The organism is Streptomyces sp. NPDC003032 (assembly GCF_053591415.1).
The window spans coordinates 108,880-127,457 of record NZ_JBSFTT010000001.1 but is presented as its reverse complement, the minus strand read 5'-3'; the positions used below and the strand labels follow the sequence as shown (position 1 = coordinate 127,457).

At 61.5% G+C, this 18,578-nt stretch carries 19 protein-coding genes and 1 tRNA gene; 2 read left to right on the top strand and 18 right to left on the bottom strand.

Annotated features, from left to right (window positions below; all coding sequences use genetic code 11):
• Positions 1 to 131: 131 nt before the first annotated feature.
• From ACWDZ7_RS00635 to ACWDZ7_RS00550, 18 genes are all read right to left on the bottom strand, one after another.
• The gene (locus ACWDZ7_RS00635; protein WP_451793732.1) at positions 132 to 947 is read right to left on the bottom strand and encodes a hypothetical protein; all 816 of its coding nucleotides are present in this window, start codon (positions 945 to 947) and stop codon (positions 132 to 134) included.
• Positions 937 to 1,998, bottom strand: coding sequence for a hypothetical protein (locus tag ACWDZ7_RS00630; RefSeq protein WP_451793730.1), 1,062 nt, complete (start codon positions 1,996 to 1,998; stop codon positions 937 to 939). Before ACWDZ7_RS00630 ends, ACWDZ7_RS00635 begins: the two co-directional genes overlap by 11 nt.
• 39 nt (positions 1,999 to 2,037) lie before the next feature.
• Positions 2,038 to 3,030, bottom strand: a complete 993-nt coding sequence (locus ACWDZ7_RS00625; RefSeq protein WP_451793729.1) for a hypothetical protein — start codon at positions 3,028 to 3,030, stop codon at positions 2,038 to 2,040.
• A 1-nt stretch (position 3,031) separates the two neighbouring features.
• Positions 3,032 to 3,898, bottom strand: a complete 867-nt coding sequence (locus tag ACWDZ7_RS00620) for a hypothetical protein (protein ID WP_451793728.1) — start codon at positions 3,896 to 3,898, stop codon at positions 3,032 to 3,034.
• Positions 3,899 to 3,938: 40 nt separating this feature from the next.
• Complete coding sequence (locus ACWDZ7_RS00615; RefSeq protein WP_451793727.1) at positions 3,939 to 6,128, bottom strand: phage tail tape measure protein; 2,190 nt, start codon at positions 6,126 to 6,128, stop codon at positions 3,939 to 3,941.
• Between the two features lie 213 nt (positions 6,129 to 6,341).
• Positions 6,342 to 6,620, bottom strand: coding sequence for a hypothetical protein (locus tag ACWDZ7_RS00610; protein ID WP_451793725.1), 279 nt, complete (start codon positions 6,618 to 6,620; stop codon positions 6,342 to 6,344).
• Between the two features lies 1 nt (position 6,621).
• Positions 6,622 to 7,050 (bottom strand): hypothetical protein, encoded by a 429-nt coding sequence (locus tag ACWDZ7_RS00605; protein ID WP_451793724.1) that lies wholly within the window; start codon positions 7,048 to 7,050, stop codon positions 6,622 to 6,624.
• An 11-nt stretch (positions 7,051 to 7,061) separates the two neighbouring features.
• The gene (locus tag ACWDZ7_RS00600) at positions 7,062 to 8,048 is read right to left on the bottom strand and encodes a phage tail tube protein (RefSeq protein ID WP_451793722.1); all 987 of its coding nucleotides are present in this window, start codon (positions 8,046 to 8,048) and stop codon (positions 7,062 to 7,064) included.
• A 14-nt stretch (positions 8,049 to 8,062) separates the two neighbouring features.
• Positions 8,063 to 8,485, bottom strand: a complete 423-nt coding sequence (locus tag ACWDZ7_RS00595; protein ID WP_451793721.1) for a hypothetical protein — start codon at positions 8,483 to 8,485, stop codon at positions 8,063 to 8,065.
• A gap of 18 nt (positions 8,486 to 8,503) precedes the next feature.
• Positions 8,504 to 8,872 carry a hypothetical protein gene (locus ACWDZ7_RS00590; protein ID WP_451793719.1) on the bottom strand — a complete coding sequence of 123 codons (369 nt, stop codon included), beginning with the start codon at positions 8,870 to 8,872 and terminating at the stop codon, positions 8,504 to 8,506.
• A 69-nt stretch (positions 8,873 to 8,941) separates the two neighbouring features.
• The gene (locus ACWDZ7_RS00585; RefSeq protein WP_451793717.1) at positions 8,942 to 10,144 is read right to left on the bottom strand and encodes a phage major capsid protein; all 1,203 of its coding nucleotides are present in this window, start codon (positions 10,142 to 10,144) and stop codon (positions 8,942 to 8,944) included.
• Positions 10,144 to 10,800, bottom strand: coding sequence for an HK97 family phage prohead protease (locus tag ACWDZ7_RS00580; RefSeq protein WP_451793716.1), 657 nt, complete (start codon positions 10,798 to 10,800; stop codon positions 10,144 to 10,146). Before ACWDZ7_RS00580 ends, ACWDZ7_RS00585 begins: the two co-directional genes overlap by 1 nt.
• On the bottom strand, positions 10,793 to 12,127 hold the full coding sequence (locus ACWDZ7_RS00575; RefSeq protein WP_451793714.1) for a phage portal protein: 1,335 nt from the start codon (positions 12,125 to 12,127) through the stop codon (positions 10,793 to 10,795). The genes ACWDZ7_RS00580 and ACWDZ7_RS00575 overlap by 8 nt, the downstream gene beginning before the upstream one ends.
• A 34-nt stretch (positions 12,128 to 12,161) precedes the next feature.
• Positions 12,162 to 13,712, bottom strand: a complete 1,551-nt coding sequence (locus ACWDZ7_RS00570) for a terminase large subunit domain-containing protein (protein ID WP_451793713.1) — start codon at positions 13,710 to 13,712, stop codon at positions 12,162 to 12,164.
• An 11-nt stretch (positions 13,713 to 13,723) separates the two neighbouring features.
• Positions 13,724 to 14,092, bottom strand: coding sequence for a phage terminase small subunit P27 family (locus ACWDZ7_RS00565; protein ID WP_451794142.1), 369 nt, complete (start codon positions 14,090 to 14,092; stop codon positions 13,724 to 13,726).
• Between the two features lie 269 nt (positions 14,093 to 14,361).
• Positions 14,362 to 14,511, bottom strand: a complete 150-nt coding sequence (locus ACWDZ7_RS00560) for an HNH endonuclease (RefSeq protein WP_451793712.1) — start codon at positions 14,509 to 14,511, stop codon at positions 14,362 to 14,364.
• A gap of 279 nt (positions 14,512 to 14,790) precedes the next feature.
• A tRNA-Lys gene (locus ACWDZ7_RS00555) sits at positions 14,791 to 14,863 on the bottom strand.
• 420 nt (positions 14,864 to 15,283) lie between these two features.
• Entirely contained in the window at positions 15,284 to 17,065 is a 1,782-nt protein-coding gene (locus ACWDZ7_RS00550; RefSeq protein ID WP_451793710.1) for a recombinase family protein, read from the bottom strand.
• 16 nt (positions 17,066 to 17,081) lie between these two features.
• On the opposite strand from ACWDZ7_RS00550, the gene ACWDZ7_RS00545 reads away from it, so the two are divergent.
• Together ACWDZ7_RS00545 and ACWDZ7_RS00540 are read left to right on the top strand one after the other, a co-directional pair.
• Positions 17,082 to 17,318, top strand: coding sequence for an SCO4848 family membrane protein (locus ACWDZ7_RS00545; protein ID WP_451793708.1), 237 nt, complete (start codon positions 17,082 to 17,084; stop codon positions 17,316 to 17,318).
• A 2-nt stretch (positions 17,319 to 17,320) separates the two neighbouring features.
• Positions 17,321 to 18,553 carry a metallophosphoesterase gene (locus tag ACWDZ7_RS00540; RefSeq protein WP_451793706.1) on the top strand — a complete coding sequence of 411 codons (1,233 nt, stop codon included), beginning with the start codon at positions 17,321 to 17,323 and terminating at the stop codon, positions 18,551 to 18,553.
• The last annotated feature ends 25 nt before the right edge of the window (positions 18,554 to 18,578 follow it).

Genomic DNA, 18,578 nt, shown 5'->3' with positions numbered 1-18,578 from the left:
TCAGCCTCTTCGCGCCATGCGTCCCGGGCGCCGGTCTTAACCTGCCGGTACACGAGCACCAAGAAGAGGGCAGCACCACCCGCAATCTCTGAAGCCCCCACAAGGGTTGAAAGGTCCATGTGCGCGCTTCCTTAAAAGTACGGATCGTTAATGTTGGGTGCGCTGCCGTCCACTACGTCGCCACCCGTGTAATAGCCCCAACCGTCCGGCGAAGCCTTCGGAGCGCGGTCAGCGGCAAGGCCCACGCAGTAATGCATATTCGAGACGCTGTAAGACCCGTCGTAAGGGTCGAGATTCGACGGGTCGGAGACCGTGACCCAACCCACGGAGACGCCCGGTCGGTTCTCGGAAACAACGGCCGTAGCGAAACTCTCGTTATTCGGCATTGCGAGCGCGCCACCGTCCGGCGCATTCGTGCTCACAGCCTTGTTGAACGCGAAGATCTGCCGTCGGTCGGGAACCTCCGCAGTGGGACCCTTCACGTACTTGTGCTGAAGCTCAATCGTGTACGTCGCGTCCCCGTCTTCGTAATCCCAACCGTAGGGGATTCCGTGTACCCATTGGAAAATGCAGGTGCCGATTCTCCGGGTCGTATCGCCACGGATGACGAAGGAGCGGGACGCGCTGACACACTCACGCTGAGCGTTGCCGTAATGGCGGAATGCGGCGAAGCGAATCTCAGCTTCAGCCTTGTTCGTGATCATGTTGTCGGTGATGAACTTCGCCTCAATGCGGTCATACACGAGACCGGTCACGTTGGCGATTCCGCACGACGACCACACGTTGCCGCCCACCCTGCCGCGTCCGATCGCAGCCCATTCAGTCGTTGGGTACCGGTCGAACTTTGCGAGGACATCAGGGGCGCGCTCAATGGCGTTCAGCCGGCGCTTGATCTCGCTGAGCTCAGTAATCAATGAAGGTGGAAGCGCGTTGGCGTTAGTCGGCACTCGTGAACAACTCCTTGTTAGCGAGAGACAGCGAAGTCAACTCCGTACCGTTCGCGTCAACGTCCGTCTTCCGCTCCGTAATTACGAAGTCAGACAGGAGAGAGACGTACCCATGGTCAGCTTGCACAGCGCCGAAATCACCGGGAACGAACTCAGTAGGGCTGTACGCGCCCGGATACAGAGTCAGCGAAGGAATCGCCACGGGCTCAGAACCGGCGGCACGTATAGCCTTGGCCTTGTCGAACAAGGTCTGAGTCGTCTTCACGTCACCGAACGTCTGGACTATCGCCTTGCTCGGTATACGTGCCTGGAGTTCCCTGTTCTCCACAATGCCGACAAGCTTCGACCCGTTGCCGTTGTCGGCACCGACCGCATACACGTGCGTGGCCATGGCTGCACTGTCGTAACTGACCTGAGTCACGTTGCAATTCTCTTTGTGTACTAGAGCGAAGGGGATTGCGTTTTGAGCCCGGTCAGACTTCAGAATCCGGTTACCTATCCGGCCGTTCGGAGTCCAGTACGGCACGTATCGGAAGTTGAAGCCACCCGCGTCTTCGGCCAACTCCTGAACGGCCTCAGCAACGTTCTTCAGCTCGTACCGAGTCCACGTCCGTGACCGTATCCGTCCAGTGGTCGTAAGCCGGCTTACGTCTGTCGCAATGCCGTTGTCCGTGTTGCACGCCTCGTACCAATCGCGGAGAAGGTGAGCCTGATCAGCCTTGCGCGTGTAGCCGCTGTACAGCACCCTGCCCGCGTAGTGCGAGTGGTATCCCGACGCATTCAGCGTGAGCGTCCCGGTGGTTAGATCAGCGGCAGCCGTCCACAGAAGCCCGCCCCAAACCGGCTCACCGTCCCGCAGGATGGCTATCCCGGAAGCGCCCGGGTAAAGGGTGGTCGGGTCGGCTTCCGGCGCTGTGAGGGGGATTGTCACCGACGCGGAGCCCGCCCCGTTCAAGGTCTCCGTGTAACTGATCCCAGCAACCGGCAGGGTCGCGACAACCCCACCGGTCTGAGCGTCCGTCTGCGCTACTTCATAGCGAGCGGCAAGCATGTCATCCCCCTAGCCAACCCACTCTTAAGAGCAGGTTGCTTAAGCCGTGTTCCACGGGCTCTTGCTGAACTGTTCGTTGGCGTACAGGTTCGCGATCACACCGTCGCAGCCGTACTCAATTGAGCCGTTCGCCATGAGTGCGAAGCGACCGACACCACTCGCCGACGTGGCTCCGAAGGTCTGGCCCGAAGAGCCGTAAGTGTTCTGAGTGGGGCGCGTGATGCCGGACGGAACGAGCGCCGGAAGGACAAGCTGCTCAAGATCCTTGGAAGGGCTAAACGTGAGCTGACCACTCAACTCCCACTTCGTGGAGTCCTCACGGACATACAGCGCGCCGGACACGGTGACGTTGGTTCCGTCCTTGGCCTGCACGTTCTGAGGGGTACACAGCTTCCATGGGCCGGGGTCCGCCGTGAACCATGTACCGTCGCTCTTCCGCGTCCAGCGCTGATTGGCGCCAATGTCGTACACGGTTGCGCCAACGCTCACAGTCGACGCTGCCGGAAGCTGTCCCGCCCAATCAATGGCGATAGCGCCACGGCCGGCCAACGCTGCCTGATCTCGGTACTGCCCCTGATACCGCGTGACGGTCAACGTGAACGTGGTCATGGCCTTCGGTACGTCCACCCAACCCAGCGCCACAGCGTCAGCGGGGCGAGTCGGAGCCACCGGAGTTGCCGCCGGAGTCCCCTGAACCAACTCGACAGCCACGCCGTTCGTACCGTCAGTGGCGACCGTAGTGAGTCGGGCAACGATCAAGTCTCTACGCGGGTTCGTGCTTGAGGCGGTCGGGACAGCAACGGTTGCGCCCGGTGACCACGCCCAAGTTGCGCCACCCGCAGCGAGACCCATGAGCACGTTCCCAGCACCAACGGCGACCGTACGCGCATCCTGGTCACTGTTCAGAAGGAACTCAGAAGTGGACGCAAACAGGTGGGTCATGCCGAGACGCGGCACGCTGAGGTTGTTGAAGCCCGCAAGGTCGCTACCGCCGTACGTAACGCCTTCTTGGAACCATGCGAAACCCGCCATGTCAGACCCACCTTTCGACCCAGGAAATGACCGCTCGCGCGGAAGTGAATTCGTTTCGGCTCGTCAGCCTGAGTCGATGAAGCCCAGGGCCGTACTCAGGCCAGACGGACCCTGCTTTGACGAGCCCCGTAATGTCGTCCCCGTGCGTTGTCGTAACGGTCTTTCCGGCGCTGTCAACTACAAAGTCCCCGTCATAGTTCACGGAGAAATTCCAGCCCGTTGTGTCGTCCCACAGTGTGGGGGAGGCTCCGCCCGTGACGACGATTTGAGGACGAGCGGCGACCGACCCGTACTGTGATAGCCACGTAACCGGATCGGCCGGAGTGACACCCGAACCATGCACCTGCCACGGAACAGCGGCAGGAAAGGTGAGCCCGGACATGTCCTCTTCGCGCGCGTAGCTCCGCACCACAGCTTCTCGGCGCTTGTCGCCTACCACGTACGGGCTCGTGGAGTACAACTCAACGACGACGTTACAAACCATGTTGGCGAAGTTCAGGTCAAGTGGCGCGCTCCGCCTCCGTGGACGCGCCATGATGTACCCGGTCTGATCGTTGGCCACGCCCGGAAAGCGGAAGCGAAGAGGCTTCTCAACTTCTCCGGGCATGAACGCCGATTGCAGATTGACGAGCGCCTGAGTGAACTCCTCACGCGTGCTGCCGTAAACCTCAAGGGTCACGGTCACCGTTCGGCCGTCCATGTAGTCGTCACCCGCGTACAGGCCGTGGCGCTGCACAAGAGTCAAGTCAGATGACCTGATCTCCGGCAGCGTCAGCAACCCGTCAACGGCAACGATGGAAATGGCGGAGTCGGGTTCCCCCATGACTAGCCCGTTGTAGTCGCACGTCCAGTCGTTCAACTCCGCCATTCCATCCCCCTCTTCTTGCCTACTCTTGAGAGTGGGCTGACTATGCCGGCGACGTACGCAGCGCCCATGCGACTTCACGCCCAATCGCGAACGGGTCGGCGTTTGACCTGACGTTGACCGTCACTCCGCTGGCGCCGGAAAGGGAGTGGTTCGGGACGACGCGAGAACCGTTCGGAAGGTAGACCTCTTCGGGTCCACGCTCGCCGACACGGACCACGCCTGACGCGGGACCACCCATTGCGCGGATCTTCGGAATGGGACTGTCAGGCAGATCAATGCTGAGCTTGCCCCAACCCAGCTTGTTCGGAATCGCCCAGTTCAACAGGTCGACAACCCCATTTATGGCACCCTTCGCGGCGCGGCCCACAGCGGAGGCGAGTGACGTTGCGAACCCTCCCAGCCTGGAAAGCCCGCTCTTGATCCCGTCAATGACGGAGCCACCAATGGACTTTCCGGCGCTCAGGATCGAACGGCTGGCGCTGAGAATTCGTCCGGGGAGGCTCGTGACGAAGTTGACCACCGCGTCAAGCCCGCTCTTCGCTAGGCTTCTAACCCGGGAAAAGGCACCCCTCGTACTTGAAACAATCGTGTCCCAATGCTTGATGATCAGACCGGGCCCAGCGAAGTTGAGGAACAGGTTTTTGATGAATCCGAAGACCGCCTTGATTGCCCCCCACACCGCGTCAAACGCAGAAAGGGTGTACTCCTTGATCGTGTCCCAGTTCTGCCAAATGACTAGTGCAAGGCCCACGATCGCGGCAACGATAAGAGCAATCGGCCCCATGGCAATCAACCATGCCGCTGCCATGCGGGCACCTTGGATCATTGCTTGAGCGCCCATCAACACCCACTGACCGACGATCACAGCGCCGGAGATAACGGCTCGTGCTGCCGCTGCTATCCACCCTCCGACGGTTGCCCACGAGCTAGCCACCTGAGTTGCCGCTGAGGTGATCGAAGCGCTTGCCGTCGTTGCCCAACCCGCGATCACTCCGGCAGCCGTGATGCCTTGCTGAATGAGCCACCGCACGAGCGCGGGGAGGATAAGGGTTGTGATCACTCCGGCGATAATCTTGAACGTCGTACTGTGCTGAGCTACAAATGACGCGGCTGTCTGAATGGCAGAGCCGACAACTGCGAGCTTCTGGGCGAATTGCTCAACGACTGGGATTACCGCCACGCCTAGGAAGTCAACCACTCCGGTCTGAAGTCCCCGCGTGAATTGCTTCACCTTGTTCGCCGCGTTGTCGTGCATGGTGTCGCCGGCCTTCTTGGCAGCACCATCAACCTTGCCCAGCGACTGAACAGCCGTGTCAACGTCCAGCTTATAAAGCGCTTCGCCCATATCCTCAGCCTGAGTACCAAAGAGGTTCACGGCAGCCGCTGAGCGTTCGGCAGGGTCCTTGATCTCACGGAGCTTATCTAGCGTCTGTCCCAACGCTTCCTGAGCAGCGGGACCCCCGGCAGCGATCTTCGTGCGCATGTCGTCGGCGTTCAGACCGATTGCCTTGAAGCCCGCAATGGTCGTCGCGCTGCCGTCAATGGCACGGATACTGAATTCCTTGAACGTGTCCGCCACAATGTCAGCGTCCCGAGCACCCCCCTTCAAACCCTGGGAGATCAAGCCCATAGCGGTCTTACCGTCAAGGCCCAGCTTTCGGAACTGAGTGGAGTATTCGTTGAACGTGTCAAGCAAGTCTTCAGCTTTGTTGCCGCCGGTCTGGGCGCCACGGGTCAGAATGTCAAAGGCTTCCTGAGCGTTCTTCGCCATTCCGGTTTTCAACATCTGACCAACGGCGTTGGCGGTCGGCCCGACTTCGTCGCCCAAGACCGTCGCAACGTCCATGGCTTGCTTCGAAATGTTCGACATTTCGTCAGCCGTAGCCCCAGCGGGAACTAGCCCTTGCTGCCAAAGAGCCTTAAGAGCCTCATTCGCGTCAGCCACGGATTCCCCGTAACCGTCCGAGTAGACGGCTCCGGCAGCCTCACCCAGCTTCTTAGCCTCAGCGGGAGAAGCGCCCAACTGAGCGGCAAGCACGTCCGCGCCTGCCCCCTGTTCGAGCGCTTCCATAATGCCCATGCCGATTCCGGCGGCAATGGCACCACCCGCAGCGAGAGCAAGCCCTCCGGCAATCTCTCCGAACTTGCTGACTTCCTGACCCGCATCGTCAAGCGTCTGAGTCAAATCGTCCGCGTCACCAATGAGTGTGATCCGAATGGGATCAGCCACAGCGCACCCCCTAAGTCATTACGGGAGTACGGCGCTCCCCGTTACCGCCAGCCGACCGGCCACGTCCCCCACGTTGAGCGCGCTTGCTCTCTTTCTCCTGCGCCTCAAGGTCGTCGCTCATCTGATCCACCAACGCGCGAAAGTCCCTCAGCTCAAGGGACTGCACGTCGCGCCACGTAAGCCCCTTGAAGTGGCCTATGAGGCGCGCGCACGCTACGACGCGTTGGGCGCGGTAGGGTCCGCCTTCGCCTTCCCCTTGAACTCAATCCGAAGGTTCTTCGCGTCCTCAAGGGTGAAGTCGGCGTTGGAGCGCTTCTTGACCACGTATGCCATGGCAAGAATCAGCTTGCCCTTCTTGACTCCGGCCTTCGCCATGCCGTCAAGCGGACCGTCAATGACCTCTTCAATCTCGCAAATCTCACCAACGGTAAGGCTGTCCATCTTGAGAGACAGAACGTCGTCAGCAACAGGCTTCGGCTTCTGAGCGGGCATATCAACTCTCCAAGTAATCGTGAACGATCTGAGATATCAGCCGCTCGTACGTCGCGCTGACAGCCGTAGACTTCCTAGCCATCGCGCGGTAAAGGAATCGGTTCGGGCTGATGTTGCGCTTCCGATAACCGAAGTGAATTGCGGCAGCGTAGGGAACACGGGACGCTGAGCCCGCTTTGATAGCCACCGACTTCTGAGAAGCGACAACCTTAATGCTCTTGTCGAGACGACCCGGACGGTACTTCTTGGACGACTTCGCATCCCTCTTCCCGTCTGGGGACTCACGCACAGCAGCGGGAAGAACAAGGTCACCGGCCTTCTTGTTCGCACCCCGGATCGTCTTATTCAGCTCCTTGTCCCGTAGCTGCCTCACGTTCCGCTGAAACTCACGGAGACCGTCAACCTGAACTGTGTAGTTGCTACGGGACATGAGCGGACTCCTTACGGCGTGGCCGGCCCCGGCTCCGTGTACGTGACCTTGATCGCGGCAACACCCGCAGTACCGGGGTCAAGAATTCGGAACGGAAGGTTGTGCAACGTCAGCTCATCAACAGACGCTTCCGGAGACTCACCCGTGAACTGAACGGCCGGAGCCTCAACCTTGAGGAAGGTCTTAGGGATTAGGCCGGTCATGTTGACCGTGAGCCCGCAGATCTCACCCGCAACGAACGCTTCATACAGGCTCAGCGAGTCAACCGAGAACTCACCTTCAAGGCTGCCTTCGTAAGTCGGCATGGCGTTGCGAACGGGCTTCTCCTTGAGCGCGTTCCCCCGCAGAAAGCGACGGTCGACGTTCAGGCCACGGTCTCCGGACAGCTCAAGCTTCGTCGCGTTGAGCGGTACAGCGCTACCGTCCCGGCTCAGCGCAATGCTCGTCCGCGTCCAGTCGTACGGGTACGACTCAGTGGGGTACTTCGGCGCAACGATGTCAGCCGCAACCTTGGAGTGGGTCACATCCCGGAAGTCAAAGCCAACCGTGAGGATGGATGCCTCTTCGGTCTCTGCGGTCAGCTCCCACTCAGTGGCGACGCAACCAAGGTGCTTGTACGCAACCTTCGTACCGTCCACGGTGGGGCGAACCATCTGCGCCGAGAACGAAGGGGACAGCATGTCGGACGAAGTCTCAAAGACCCACGTACGCGTACCGTCGCCATTGCTCGTTACGGTGTGCTTGTCGAACGCCGCAGCGAAGAGAGACCCTGCCCCCGCGTCGAGAACATCCACCTCAATTTCACCCTCACCGCCCATGTTGACGATGTTCCGGCGATCAGCGCGGTTGGTCTGCATACCGGCGCGGAAGCCGACAGACTCAATGAACTCTCGGGTCGCCTTCCACGAGTCGGCGTGGCCTTCGTAACCTTCAACGGTGTCGGACAGCGTCCCGTAAGTGGACTCCTGACCAATGCCAATGCTTGCGTCAAGCGCCATGCTTGCGCCCCCTTCTACTGGTAAACGCGACCACGAACGCGGACGCGAACTGTGAGAGCGCTGAACGCCCCGTCGGTCGTCTCGGAAGTCTCGACTGCCGCTGACTCCGGCCGAAGGTCTACGAGCCCCGTCACGGCCGTTCTGTCGACCGTGGCGCACGCCTCAGTGATGCTGTCCCGCAGCACGTACACGGAGCGCTCCGCGTCAATCGGGTTACCCGGAGAGATCGCGACCGCATGAACCTCCACGTAGCCCGTGACGTTCGTGGGCTTCCGGCCTTCTCGCATGCCGGCTGACGCAAGGTCGTCGTCAGTGGATGCCCCTAGCCACACCTGTTGCCGCCGGGAATTGTCTCCGGTCTCGGCGTAAGTGCACTGAACTCCGGCCGGAACCGAAGCCTTGAGGCGTTCGAACAGCGCGGACTTCGTGTCAAACATGAACGCCACGCTGTCCCCCTACATGAAAATGAACGGAACGCGCACGCGATACAAGTTCAGCTTCGCGTTCACTTCCGGCAGAGAAGTCGGACGGAACGAGCCCCCGGCTTGTGCAAGCTGAATGCTGCCGAATTCGGATTGAAGCTGTAGGGCGCGATCAGGAATACGGGACACGTGGTCAAGCACGTACTGACGCGCAATCGTCCGGACGCACCAACGGATGGTTTCCGGAGTCGGGTTGTCTACCGTGTCCCATTTCTGCCCGCAGTAGACTTCAACGATCTCAATTGCGAAGTCAATCGCTTCGGATAGGAGGGCATCACTGAACAGGCCGGAATCTTCCAAACCATCCAGCGTGCGAATCTCTGCAATGTCGGCGTACGCCATGTGAACCCCTCAGCGGGGAAGGGGCAACCTACTCTTGAGAGTGGGCTGACCCCTTCCCGTCAAGCGGGACTAGGCACCCGCACCAATGGTCAGAACCTTCGCGGAACGCTCGTCCACAAGGAGACCGTCCGCACGCTGAATAAACCGGTACACGACCTGATCGTTCAGGAACTTGTAATCAACCGACCGCTCAACGCGGAGGGGACCGGCAAGACGCACGCGGTACCTGCCCAGGTCGCCGAACAGAACCTTGGTCGCGGGCACACCGTCATCCGTCAGGACCGGCTTGCCGTTGAAGGTGTCCGGAGCGCCGGCGACGAGACCGGAAGCCCAAAGGTACTGACCGTTTGCGTCCTTGAGCTTGCGCATGAGTGCGGCAGTCTTGTCCGCCACGACGTACTTAGCGTCCCGGCGGTACGACTGAGTCAGCTCGTAAGACAGGTCAATGAGCGCGTCGGCAACAACACCGTCAGGCGAGTTAAGCGCGAACGCGGCAGTGGCAGCGGGAGCGGAAGTGAAAATGCCCTTCGGCTGGCCCGTGCCGGTACCGGTCAGGAAGTGACGACCCATGCCGTCACCAATGGCCGGACCCGCGTCACCGACAAGGAAGCCGACAAGGTCAAGCGCCTGATCGGCGATGAACTCGGACGAAACAGTCGACGCGTACGCGTACTTGTAAGCGCCCACAGACTTCTGAATCGTGGTCGGCTCAGACTCGGGGATGTTCGCATTCTCGCCAACGATGGACGCAGACGCGCGACCGGTGACAACGGTGAAGTCAATCGGCTCACCGCTGGACGTGGTCACGATGCTCGCACCGTTGCGCATGATGGTGGAGCGCTCAACGGCCTGAGCGAGAAGCTGACCGTACAGGGTCCGGGTCAGAACGTTCGGGTTGCTGGGCCGGTCAACAGCGCGAGACTCAACGTCACCGTGCTCCGCGCGGAACTCAAGCATCTTGCCGAAGCCGTCAGCCCCACCCAGAGACCGAAGCTGAGCCGCAGCGTCCGCAAGCTTGTCCTGAGTGTCCTTCTTGCTGCCGGAGCCCTTGAGCCCCTGCATGAGGGAAGTGACATCCTGGGTCGCTGCGAGAGCGTCAACGCCACGCTTGATCCGACCGTCAAAGTCCGCTATGGCAGTGAGGAGGTTCGTCTCCTTCTCGCGCGCCTCAGCGGTCATGTCCTTACCGGCGAACTCGTCGGTAAGAGCACGAAGCTCGTGGGTCGCACGCTCACGCGCCTCAAAGTTGGCGCTCAGGGTCTTCGCGTCCATTAGGCACCCGCCCTTTCAAGAGCGCGGAGAAGCGCCCGTTCGTTGAAATAAGAAACCGGCTCCGATGTGTCGGAAGCCGGTTGGTCGTTTCGCTCTTCAGATTCGGGCGGAGGGGGAGCGAAGTCCCCTATGCCTAGGGCCTGTTCGACGGAGCGAAGCGCTGCCTGAGTAGTCGGGTAAGCGGGATTCACAACCGGTCCGACTTCGGCAACGTCCATTGCCGTGATCTCTCGAATCGGAAGGTTCGTCTCGGGGTCGTCGTCATCTGCCCGACGCTGCCCACCGTCCAGCACGCGGAAGGTGAAGGAGCTACCGCGAAGGTCACCGCGCTTGAGGAGAGCGGCAACGTCACGGCCGGTCGTGGTGTCGGGTAGGTCAATCTCATAGAACCCGCCCTCACGGTCTTCACCGACCCTGAGCGTCCCCGCACCCGTACGCCCAAGGAGAGCGTTCACGTTGTGGTTGAACGTGGCCAACACGTCGTTCTGTCGCAGCGACGGAGCACCCGCACCCGGAACGATCCGCTCACGGAACCCGCCCAGGTCGTGTGACAGCTCGTTGAAGCGGTAGGCGTAACCGCGCATGACGATCTCGCCGTTGTCCGCCTTGCGCTCTTCCGGTGGGCTGACCGCGAACCTACGCTCAAGGTCAGTCATCCGTACCCCCTTCGTCAGCCGGCTCTTCGTCCGGCTTCTCTTCGTCCGGCTCGTCTTCGGCCGGTGGTTCGATGGCAGGGGGCTCGGGAGCGGGCTCAGGCTCAACACCGACTTCGGCAAGGTTCATGGGGACGCGGTACGCCTCACCCAACCCGTCAGGAAGGGGCGGAAGATCCTCAGCAGCACGCACTTCGTCAATCGAATAGATGCCGTTGGACAGCCCCAGCGCGTACAGCCCCATACGTTCCTTCGGAGCACCGCGCTTGATCTCGTCAAGGTCGAACTTGACGAACCGGAAACGGTCGGCAGACTCCGCGTACAGCAGACGCGTGAACCCTGCCTCAATGCGCTCAAGCCACGGACGCAAAGAGAACATGCTGAATGCGATGTTCTGTTCAGCAAGACCGGAGCCCCAAGAAGTGGAGTTCGTAGCGTCGCTGATCAGGTGCGGGGGAACGCCGAATATGCGCGCAATCTCCGGAACCTGAAACTGTCGCGTCTCCAAGAACTGTGCTTCGTCCGGGCTCATGGCGACCTTGCTGAACTTCGCACCTTCGGTGAGAAGCGCAACCCGGTGGGAGTTGTCAACGCCCGTGTTCGCTGTGCGCCACGCCTCACGCGCGCGCTTCAAGCCGTCTTCGGACATAGTCCCGGGCACTTCAACAACCGCACCGGGAACAGCACCGTTCGCAAAGAACTTGCTGCCGTACTTCTGTGCAGCGAGAGCAAGGCCGATGGACTCACGCGCATACGTGATGGGGGAGCAGCCGGCGAACTCACCGGGCAGCATCATCCCGGGAATATGGAGAATGTCCCGGGGCGCGAACCACCCAAGAGCGACTTCGTTGCCATCGTCGTCAACGTCGAACGCCTCAAACACCTTCCGGCGCTGACCGTCCACCATGACCATGTGAGGGATGATGGACGTGGGGTCAAGCACGTCAAGACCCACGATGTTCGGCCCCTGCCAACGAACGGCAAGGTAGGCGTTCCCGTCAAGCAGAAGACTGAGAACGGTCTGAGACAGAATGTCAATCCGCCCCATGCCCCCCGGCTCGGCGTTCGGGTAGTCCAACCATTCCGGCGAAGTGATAGCGCGCTGAGTCCCGCCACGCTTCGTGTAGGTGGCAACGGGCAGCGTGGCAATCGTCTCCGAGAGAAGACGGACACAGCCAAAGACCGCGCTCACCTGTAGCGCATCGGAAGGGGTTACCCGCTCACCGGAAGCAGCGGTAAGGGTGCCGTACAGCGTCGGGTCATACGGCACCCATTCACGCGATTCGGTCGGGGTCTCCTTCGGGCGGATCAGGTCTGACCAGAAACCCACCGGGTCCCCCTCCCTGCCTACTCTTGAGAGTGGGCTAGTCGTCAAACATCCCGGCTTCACCGCCGATGATGTGAACGCCTTCGTCGTCTTCGTACGTCGTGAGAATCGCCGTGTTGACGAAGTCCCCGTTGTCTTCGCGCCACATCACGGCACCGTGAACGCTGAGGATCATGGCCACGGCAAGGTCGATCTTTCGACGACTCGACGCATGCTCTTTCGTGATTCGCGCGCCACGAGCGTCTTCACGGATCACGGCGTTACCGATGTGCCGCGCAAGGGACGGGTTGCCGTCGTGGCTCATCCGACCGTCACGAGCCGCGTCGTACACGGCCTGAGTGGCAGGCACCATGCGGGCAAGTGAGTTGGTCGGGAAGGCTTCTACCGGGTAACCCTCAGCCTCAAGGTTCTCTAGCGTCTCTTCCCAGCGGTACGGGTCCGCAACAAGGTTCACGACCCTGTACGTGTCCAGCGCTTCCCGTAGTGCCTCGCGCACGTCGGGCATGGGCACACGCCAATGAGCGTCCCCTTGAGGGGCTTCCCAGTGGCCTAGGACGAACACGCGAAGGTCTTCAACTCGGCACGCCACAAGGGCCGTTGAGTCGCCCTTCCAAGAGCCATCAAAGCCCAGCACAACGGCTTGAGCGGGTAGAAGGTTGTCATCCTCCGCAAGGCTGTCCCACAGTCCGTGAGGCAGCCACGTGGACGCACCACGCACGAACTGAGACAGTCGGTAGATCCTGAACGACGCTTCCGTACTGCGCTGAGCGGCAGCCTTGAAGTCGTCTTCGTTCAGGATCTCGAAAGACGGGTTGCACGCCTTCCACACTTCGGGGTCAAGGTGGTCCACCGTGTCACCGATGCGCGGACCCCACGAGCGATAGAACAACGTGGGGTCAACAAGCTCACCGGAGTTCACACGCTCACCGGTCTCGCACAGCGCGGCGAACGGTCCGTCAGGATCAGGGCCGGCGGTCGACACAATCCATGTCATGGGTTGGTTACGCGCGGCAGACCCCAGCGTGAGCGCGTCGAACAGGTCGGCGTTCTTGCTGAACGCGTACTCGTCCAACGAGACGGCAACCGGGTTCAACCCCTGTTGCCGTCCAGCGTCCGCGCTCACGACCCGGTACGTGTTGTCCTTGTACCGGATAATGTCGCGCTGCACGTCGCACACGGCGGAGAGCTTCGGGGACGCGTTGACCATTTGCTTCGCCGCGTCGAAAACCATACGAGCCTGATTGCGGTCGTTGGCTGCCGCGATCACCTGCCGCTGCATATCCGCGCGGTCGGCAATCAAGTGATAGAGCATGATGGCTGCCGCAATTGTGCTCTTGCCGTTCTTACGGGCAATGCACACGACAGCCATTCTGTGCTTGCGCTTCCACTGACCAAACGCGTCTTGCTCAAGCCGGTATGCGTCAACGAGAAGTTCACGCTGCCACGGCAGGAGCTTGAAGGGTTGGCCCGCGAACGAGCCAGTCAAGTAGCAGAACTCTTGAATCCACTTCGCGACGCGGTAACCCTCAGAAGGAAAAGGCGCGTCAGCGGGAATGTGCCGAGAGATGACCGGGTCAATCTTGCTCACCGGTCACCGCCTCAGAAGTCTTCGGGTCCCGCTTGAATCTTGCGGGCTTCGGCAGCCACGAGTCCCAACCGCATACGGGCTTCGGGCGTGAATCCAATGACGGTCTCGATAGCGCGAAGTTCCTTCTCCGTGCTCTCGACGTACCGCATTGCCGGGTGCACAACAGGCTGACCCGTGCTGCCAATCGTCATGAGACCGTCAGCGTCAACAGCGCCCATGAGCTGAGAGCGTCGGTCGTACAGCTCCGCATACCGAAGGATCAGGTTGCGGTCAGTGTCGGGGGAGTACGCGCCTGAGCCGGCCTGCCAGACAGCGCGCCACACTTCTCTACCCGTGGACCCCAGGTGACCCGGAGCGCGGGGAGCACGACCTTCGTACACAATCGGTGCCTCAGCCTCAGCGGCATAGTTGGCGTTCCCGGTGCGTATCTCAGGGCTCTTAGCGTGGCTCATGGCACCCCCTAACGGAGCTTTCATCCCCCTTAGCGGGTGCCTTCGTGGCGGGTACAAAGTGGGGCATTCACAGCGTCAGCCCAGGTGAGCACGGGTGGCGCTCCGGCCAAAATCAGCCTTACACCTAGCGTGCGTTTTCCGAGCTGGGGCCGGGATCGCTGTAGAAAATTTCTGGGAACTTTCGGGCCGCTCTCCCCCTAGAAGGGGCGCTTTCCGAAATCCATTGCCGTCTTCGCCTTATGGCATTGCTTGCAAAGCACTTGCACGTTGGTGTCAATGTCTTCACCACCACGAGCAAGGGGCCTGACATGGTCGATGTCTACTTGAGAAGGCAGGTACCAACCCATGCATGTAGTGCACTGCCCCCCGACAGCCTTACGCACAGCCTTACGCAGACGAGCCGCAGCATTGTTGCCACGCGCTATTGCCTCTCGCCTCTTGATGTGTGACTGCACGGACCTACGTGCTGTGTAGTGGCTGTGGTGCAGTGCACACCTACCGCTGTGGGTAGCCCACTCTCGACACTCAAGACACCGTGTACGCATGGGCTACCCACCCCCCTTCTGTAGGCACCCCCCTATGGGTAGGCGCCCCCTACCTACTCTTGAGAGCAGGCTGAATGCAAGTGGATCGGGCAGGGCTCGAACCTGCAACACGCGGGTTAAGAGCCCGCTGCTCTACCAATTGAGCTACCGATCCGAAGCCCTGGGCTACAACCCGGAAAGAAGCCGGGGAGCGCGCAGACGCTCATGAGCCGGAGGGTTCTGACCGCCGTATCTGGTGTGGAAGGGTGCGCGTTACCTCTTCCGGCTCACTAGTACTAGAGCTAAGGGGATTCCCTAGAGCGGAGGGGATTCCCGCGCGGAGGTTGCTGTGGTTCGCCGGCTGACAGCGGGCAGGGTGCAGGTTTGCAGGTTTGCAAGCTCCTCCGGTTTCTCTATAGGTTTTCTATTGTGTTACCAAGATCAAGTACAAAGCTGCACTATTGCATAAGCCCAGGTCAGGAAGGGGATTCTCACCGGGGGTCGTGCAGGAAGATGTGCATAGTTAGTCTAACTAACTATCTAAGGGTACAAAAAGAGGCCCGACCCCGAAGGATCGGACCCTTTCCGCTGTGTCCTACAGGCTTGCTAGCTCTGCCTCGCTCGCTTCGGTGACCTCTTCATCGTTGTCGGGCAGCTTCACCCACCGGAGTTCTACGCGGTCCTTGATCGGGATGAGGCGCTTCGTCTCCGGGTCACGACCCCTGCCAACACTCACACCCTCAAGGAAGAACCCGAGGAATTCGCGGCGTGCGTACACGTCCCATGTTGCCCATGGGCTCTTAGGGTTCAGGGGGTCGCTGCCGCTGAACCACTCGTTGGGTACCTGAGTGCTGGCGCTAATCGCTTCGTCCAATTCGGCAAGGCGGTCGACGCATTCAGTTTCGTATGAGCGGTACTGCAAGACCGTGGCTCGCCATGTTGCAAGCTCTTCGCGGCCTCTGTACAGCCCTGCCTTACGGTCGGCCTGTAGGTCCGTGATGGAGCGTCGCACGTTGTCTAGGTGCGCCTGTGTCTCGCGCCGGTCATCGGCAACGCCGGCTAGGTCGCGTTGGAGTGCGAACCGTTCCGCTGCCGCTGCCACCCATGTTTGGTCGTCTTCGTCTTCCATGTCGGCTGTAGCTAGGCGCTGCCATACTCGCCGTGCAACGTATTCGTCTATTTCGCTTCGCTTGACGGTCAGCCCACCGTGCCCCTTTGGGTTGGAGCACATGTAGTTTCCTTCGGCCTTTTCACCGTTGCGTTTTGTGCCCCCAGGGCTCTGCCCCATGGACCCGTCACAGATTCCGCACCCTAGGAACATCCATCCGCTGAGAAGGGTCGGTTCTACGTCGGCAGCGGGCTTGCGGTCGGGCTTTTGCTTGCCGCTGCGTTTCTCCTGTAGCTCAAGCCACCGTGAGCCACTCATGATCCCCGTGTGTGGGGTGAGGGGCTTTCCGGTTGTGTCACGTCGTATGACGTTGACGTACGCCTTGCCACGCTTCACGCGCTCGAATGCGAACCCACCGATAGCGGGATGATTGAGAATCCATCGGACGGTTTGAGCGCGCCATGTGATGGGCTTGTCTGTGGGGTGGATTCGGCGCTTCTGGATTGACGCTAGCCGCTTCTCGGTTGCGCGCTTCTCTGCCATTCCAGGGGGCGGGATTTCCTCTTTCTCGAACGTCGTTGCTATGGCGTTGTCTGAAATTCCGGCAAAGGACATCTTCGCCATGCGTTCGACAAGCTCAACGTGTTTCGGGTTCTCGTCGTCTGGCTCAAGAACCGAGACGACGATTTTGTCTATCTTCTTGCGCGCGGACTTCATTCCGAACGGTGCCGACGAAGAGTGAACTCCGCCCAGTGCGGCAATTTCGTCCTTCGCTCCCTTGAGCCGTTCAGCTTTCAGGTCACTGTCTTGCTTCGCAAGTGCCGCAATCAGTGCGAATATCGCGACACCGATAGGGGTTGACGTGTCTAGAAACGGCTCAAGAACCGACATGAAGCGCACGCCGTGATTCTTGAACTCCTTGTCTATCTCAAGCGCGTCGTGAGCACCCTTGCGTGTGAGGCGTGACAGCTCGTTGACGACGACAACGTCACCTTCGCCGGCGCGTACTCCGGCCATCATGCGCTCGAAGTCGGCACGTACAACGTTGGGGTCCCACCCGGAACGGCCTACGTCAACGAACTCACCTACGATGACCCATGGGACTCCTTGGAGTGATCGGGAGGCCACGAGCGCTCGTCCTGCGGCTAGTTGCGCCTCAGTTGAGACTTCGGACCCGTCAGTTCGCCCGGAGGACTGACGGGCGTACAGGAAGACGCGGACCACGTCCAGTTGGCTGTCTGGGACGTTGGGAGACACGAAGGGCGACATGACTAGATCTTGGCTCATGAGTGCTGACCTGGGCTTTCTTTTGCTGGTTTTGGTGGTGCTGGTTAGTGTCTCGTGGATCACTTTCGTCAAGAACCTGTGGAAGGACGGCAGCGGGCTCGCCTTCGATGACGCGGGCGACCCGACCGGGTACTTCTGGGTGCACCTGACGCTCGCCGTTGTCTCCTTTGTCTTGGGGACGGTGGTAGGGACCATCGGGTTCCGTGGAGTCCGCGCTCTGCGCCGTACGTCATAGCCGTGGCCGTCCTCATGGTCCTCGTGGGCCTCGCCGTGCTCGCGGCCTTCGCCGGGCTCCACTGGTACGCGTGGCGCCGCCTCGTGCGGGACACGACGGCCGGGCCCGGCCTCGCCCGCCGCGCGGGCACGGTCGTCTTCGTCGCCGGTCCGCTGCTGATGTTCGCCGCGCTCGTGGCGGAACGGACCGGTGCGCCCTTCCTGCTCCAGCAGGTGCTCGCCTGGCCCGGCTTCCTGTGGCTGGCGGTCTCGCTCTATCTTCTGCTCGCGCTGCTGGCAGGGGAGTTGGTGCGTCCCTTGGTGCGGCGGTGGGCGGAACGTACGCCCTCCGGGGACGAGGGCGCGGCGGAGCCCTCCGAAGACGGGCCCTCCCAAGAGGCTGTCTCCGTAGAGGCCGCCCAGACCCCCGCCCCCTCCCGCCGTCTCTTCGTCTCCCGTGTCGTCGGGGGCGCCGCAGCGGCCGCCGCCGTGGGGACCGTCGGCTACGGGACGTACGGTGTGCTCCGTGGGCCCAAGGTGAAACGGGTCACCGTGCCGCTGGCCAAACTGCCGCGCGGGGCGCACGGGTTCCGGATCGCCGTGGTCAGCGACGTCCACCTCGGGCCGATACTCGGACGCGGCTTCACGCAGCGCGTGGTCGACACCATCAACGCCACGCAGCCCGATCTGATCGCGGTGGTCGGTGACTTGGTGGACGGCAGCGTCGAGGACCTCGGCCCGGCCGCCGCACCGCTCGCCGGGCTGCGGGCGCGGCATGGCGCGTACTTCGTCACGGGCAACCACGAGTACTTCTCCGGAGCCGAGCAGTGGGTCGAGCATGTGCGCGAACTCGGTCTGCGCCCACTCCAGAACGCCCGTACGGAGCTGCCCTGGTTCGACCTCGCCGGCGTCGACGACGTGGCGGGCGAGAGCGAGGGCGAGGGGCCCGACTTCGTCAAGGCACTCGGCGACCGGGACCGCTCACGGGCCTCCGTGCTCCTCGCGCACCAGCCGGTCGTCATCCACGACGCCGTCGAGCACGGCGTCGACCTGCAGCTCTCCGGCCACACGCACGGCGGCCAGCTGTGGCCGGGCAACTTCGTGGCGGACCTGGCCAATCCCACGCTCGCGGGTCTTGAGCGGTACGGCGACACGCAGCTGTATGTGTCGCGGGGCGCGGGCGCGTGGGGGCCGCCGGTGCGCGTCGGGGCGCCGTCGGACATCACGGTGGTGGAACTGGCCTCGCGAAACGCCTGAGCCGCGCGCCGACTCCCGAGGCGGG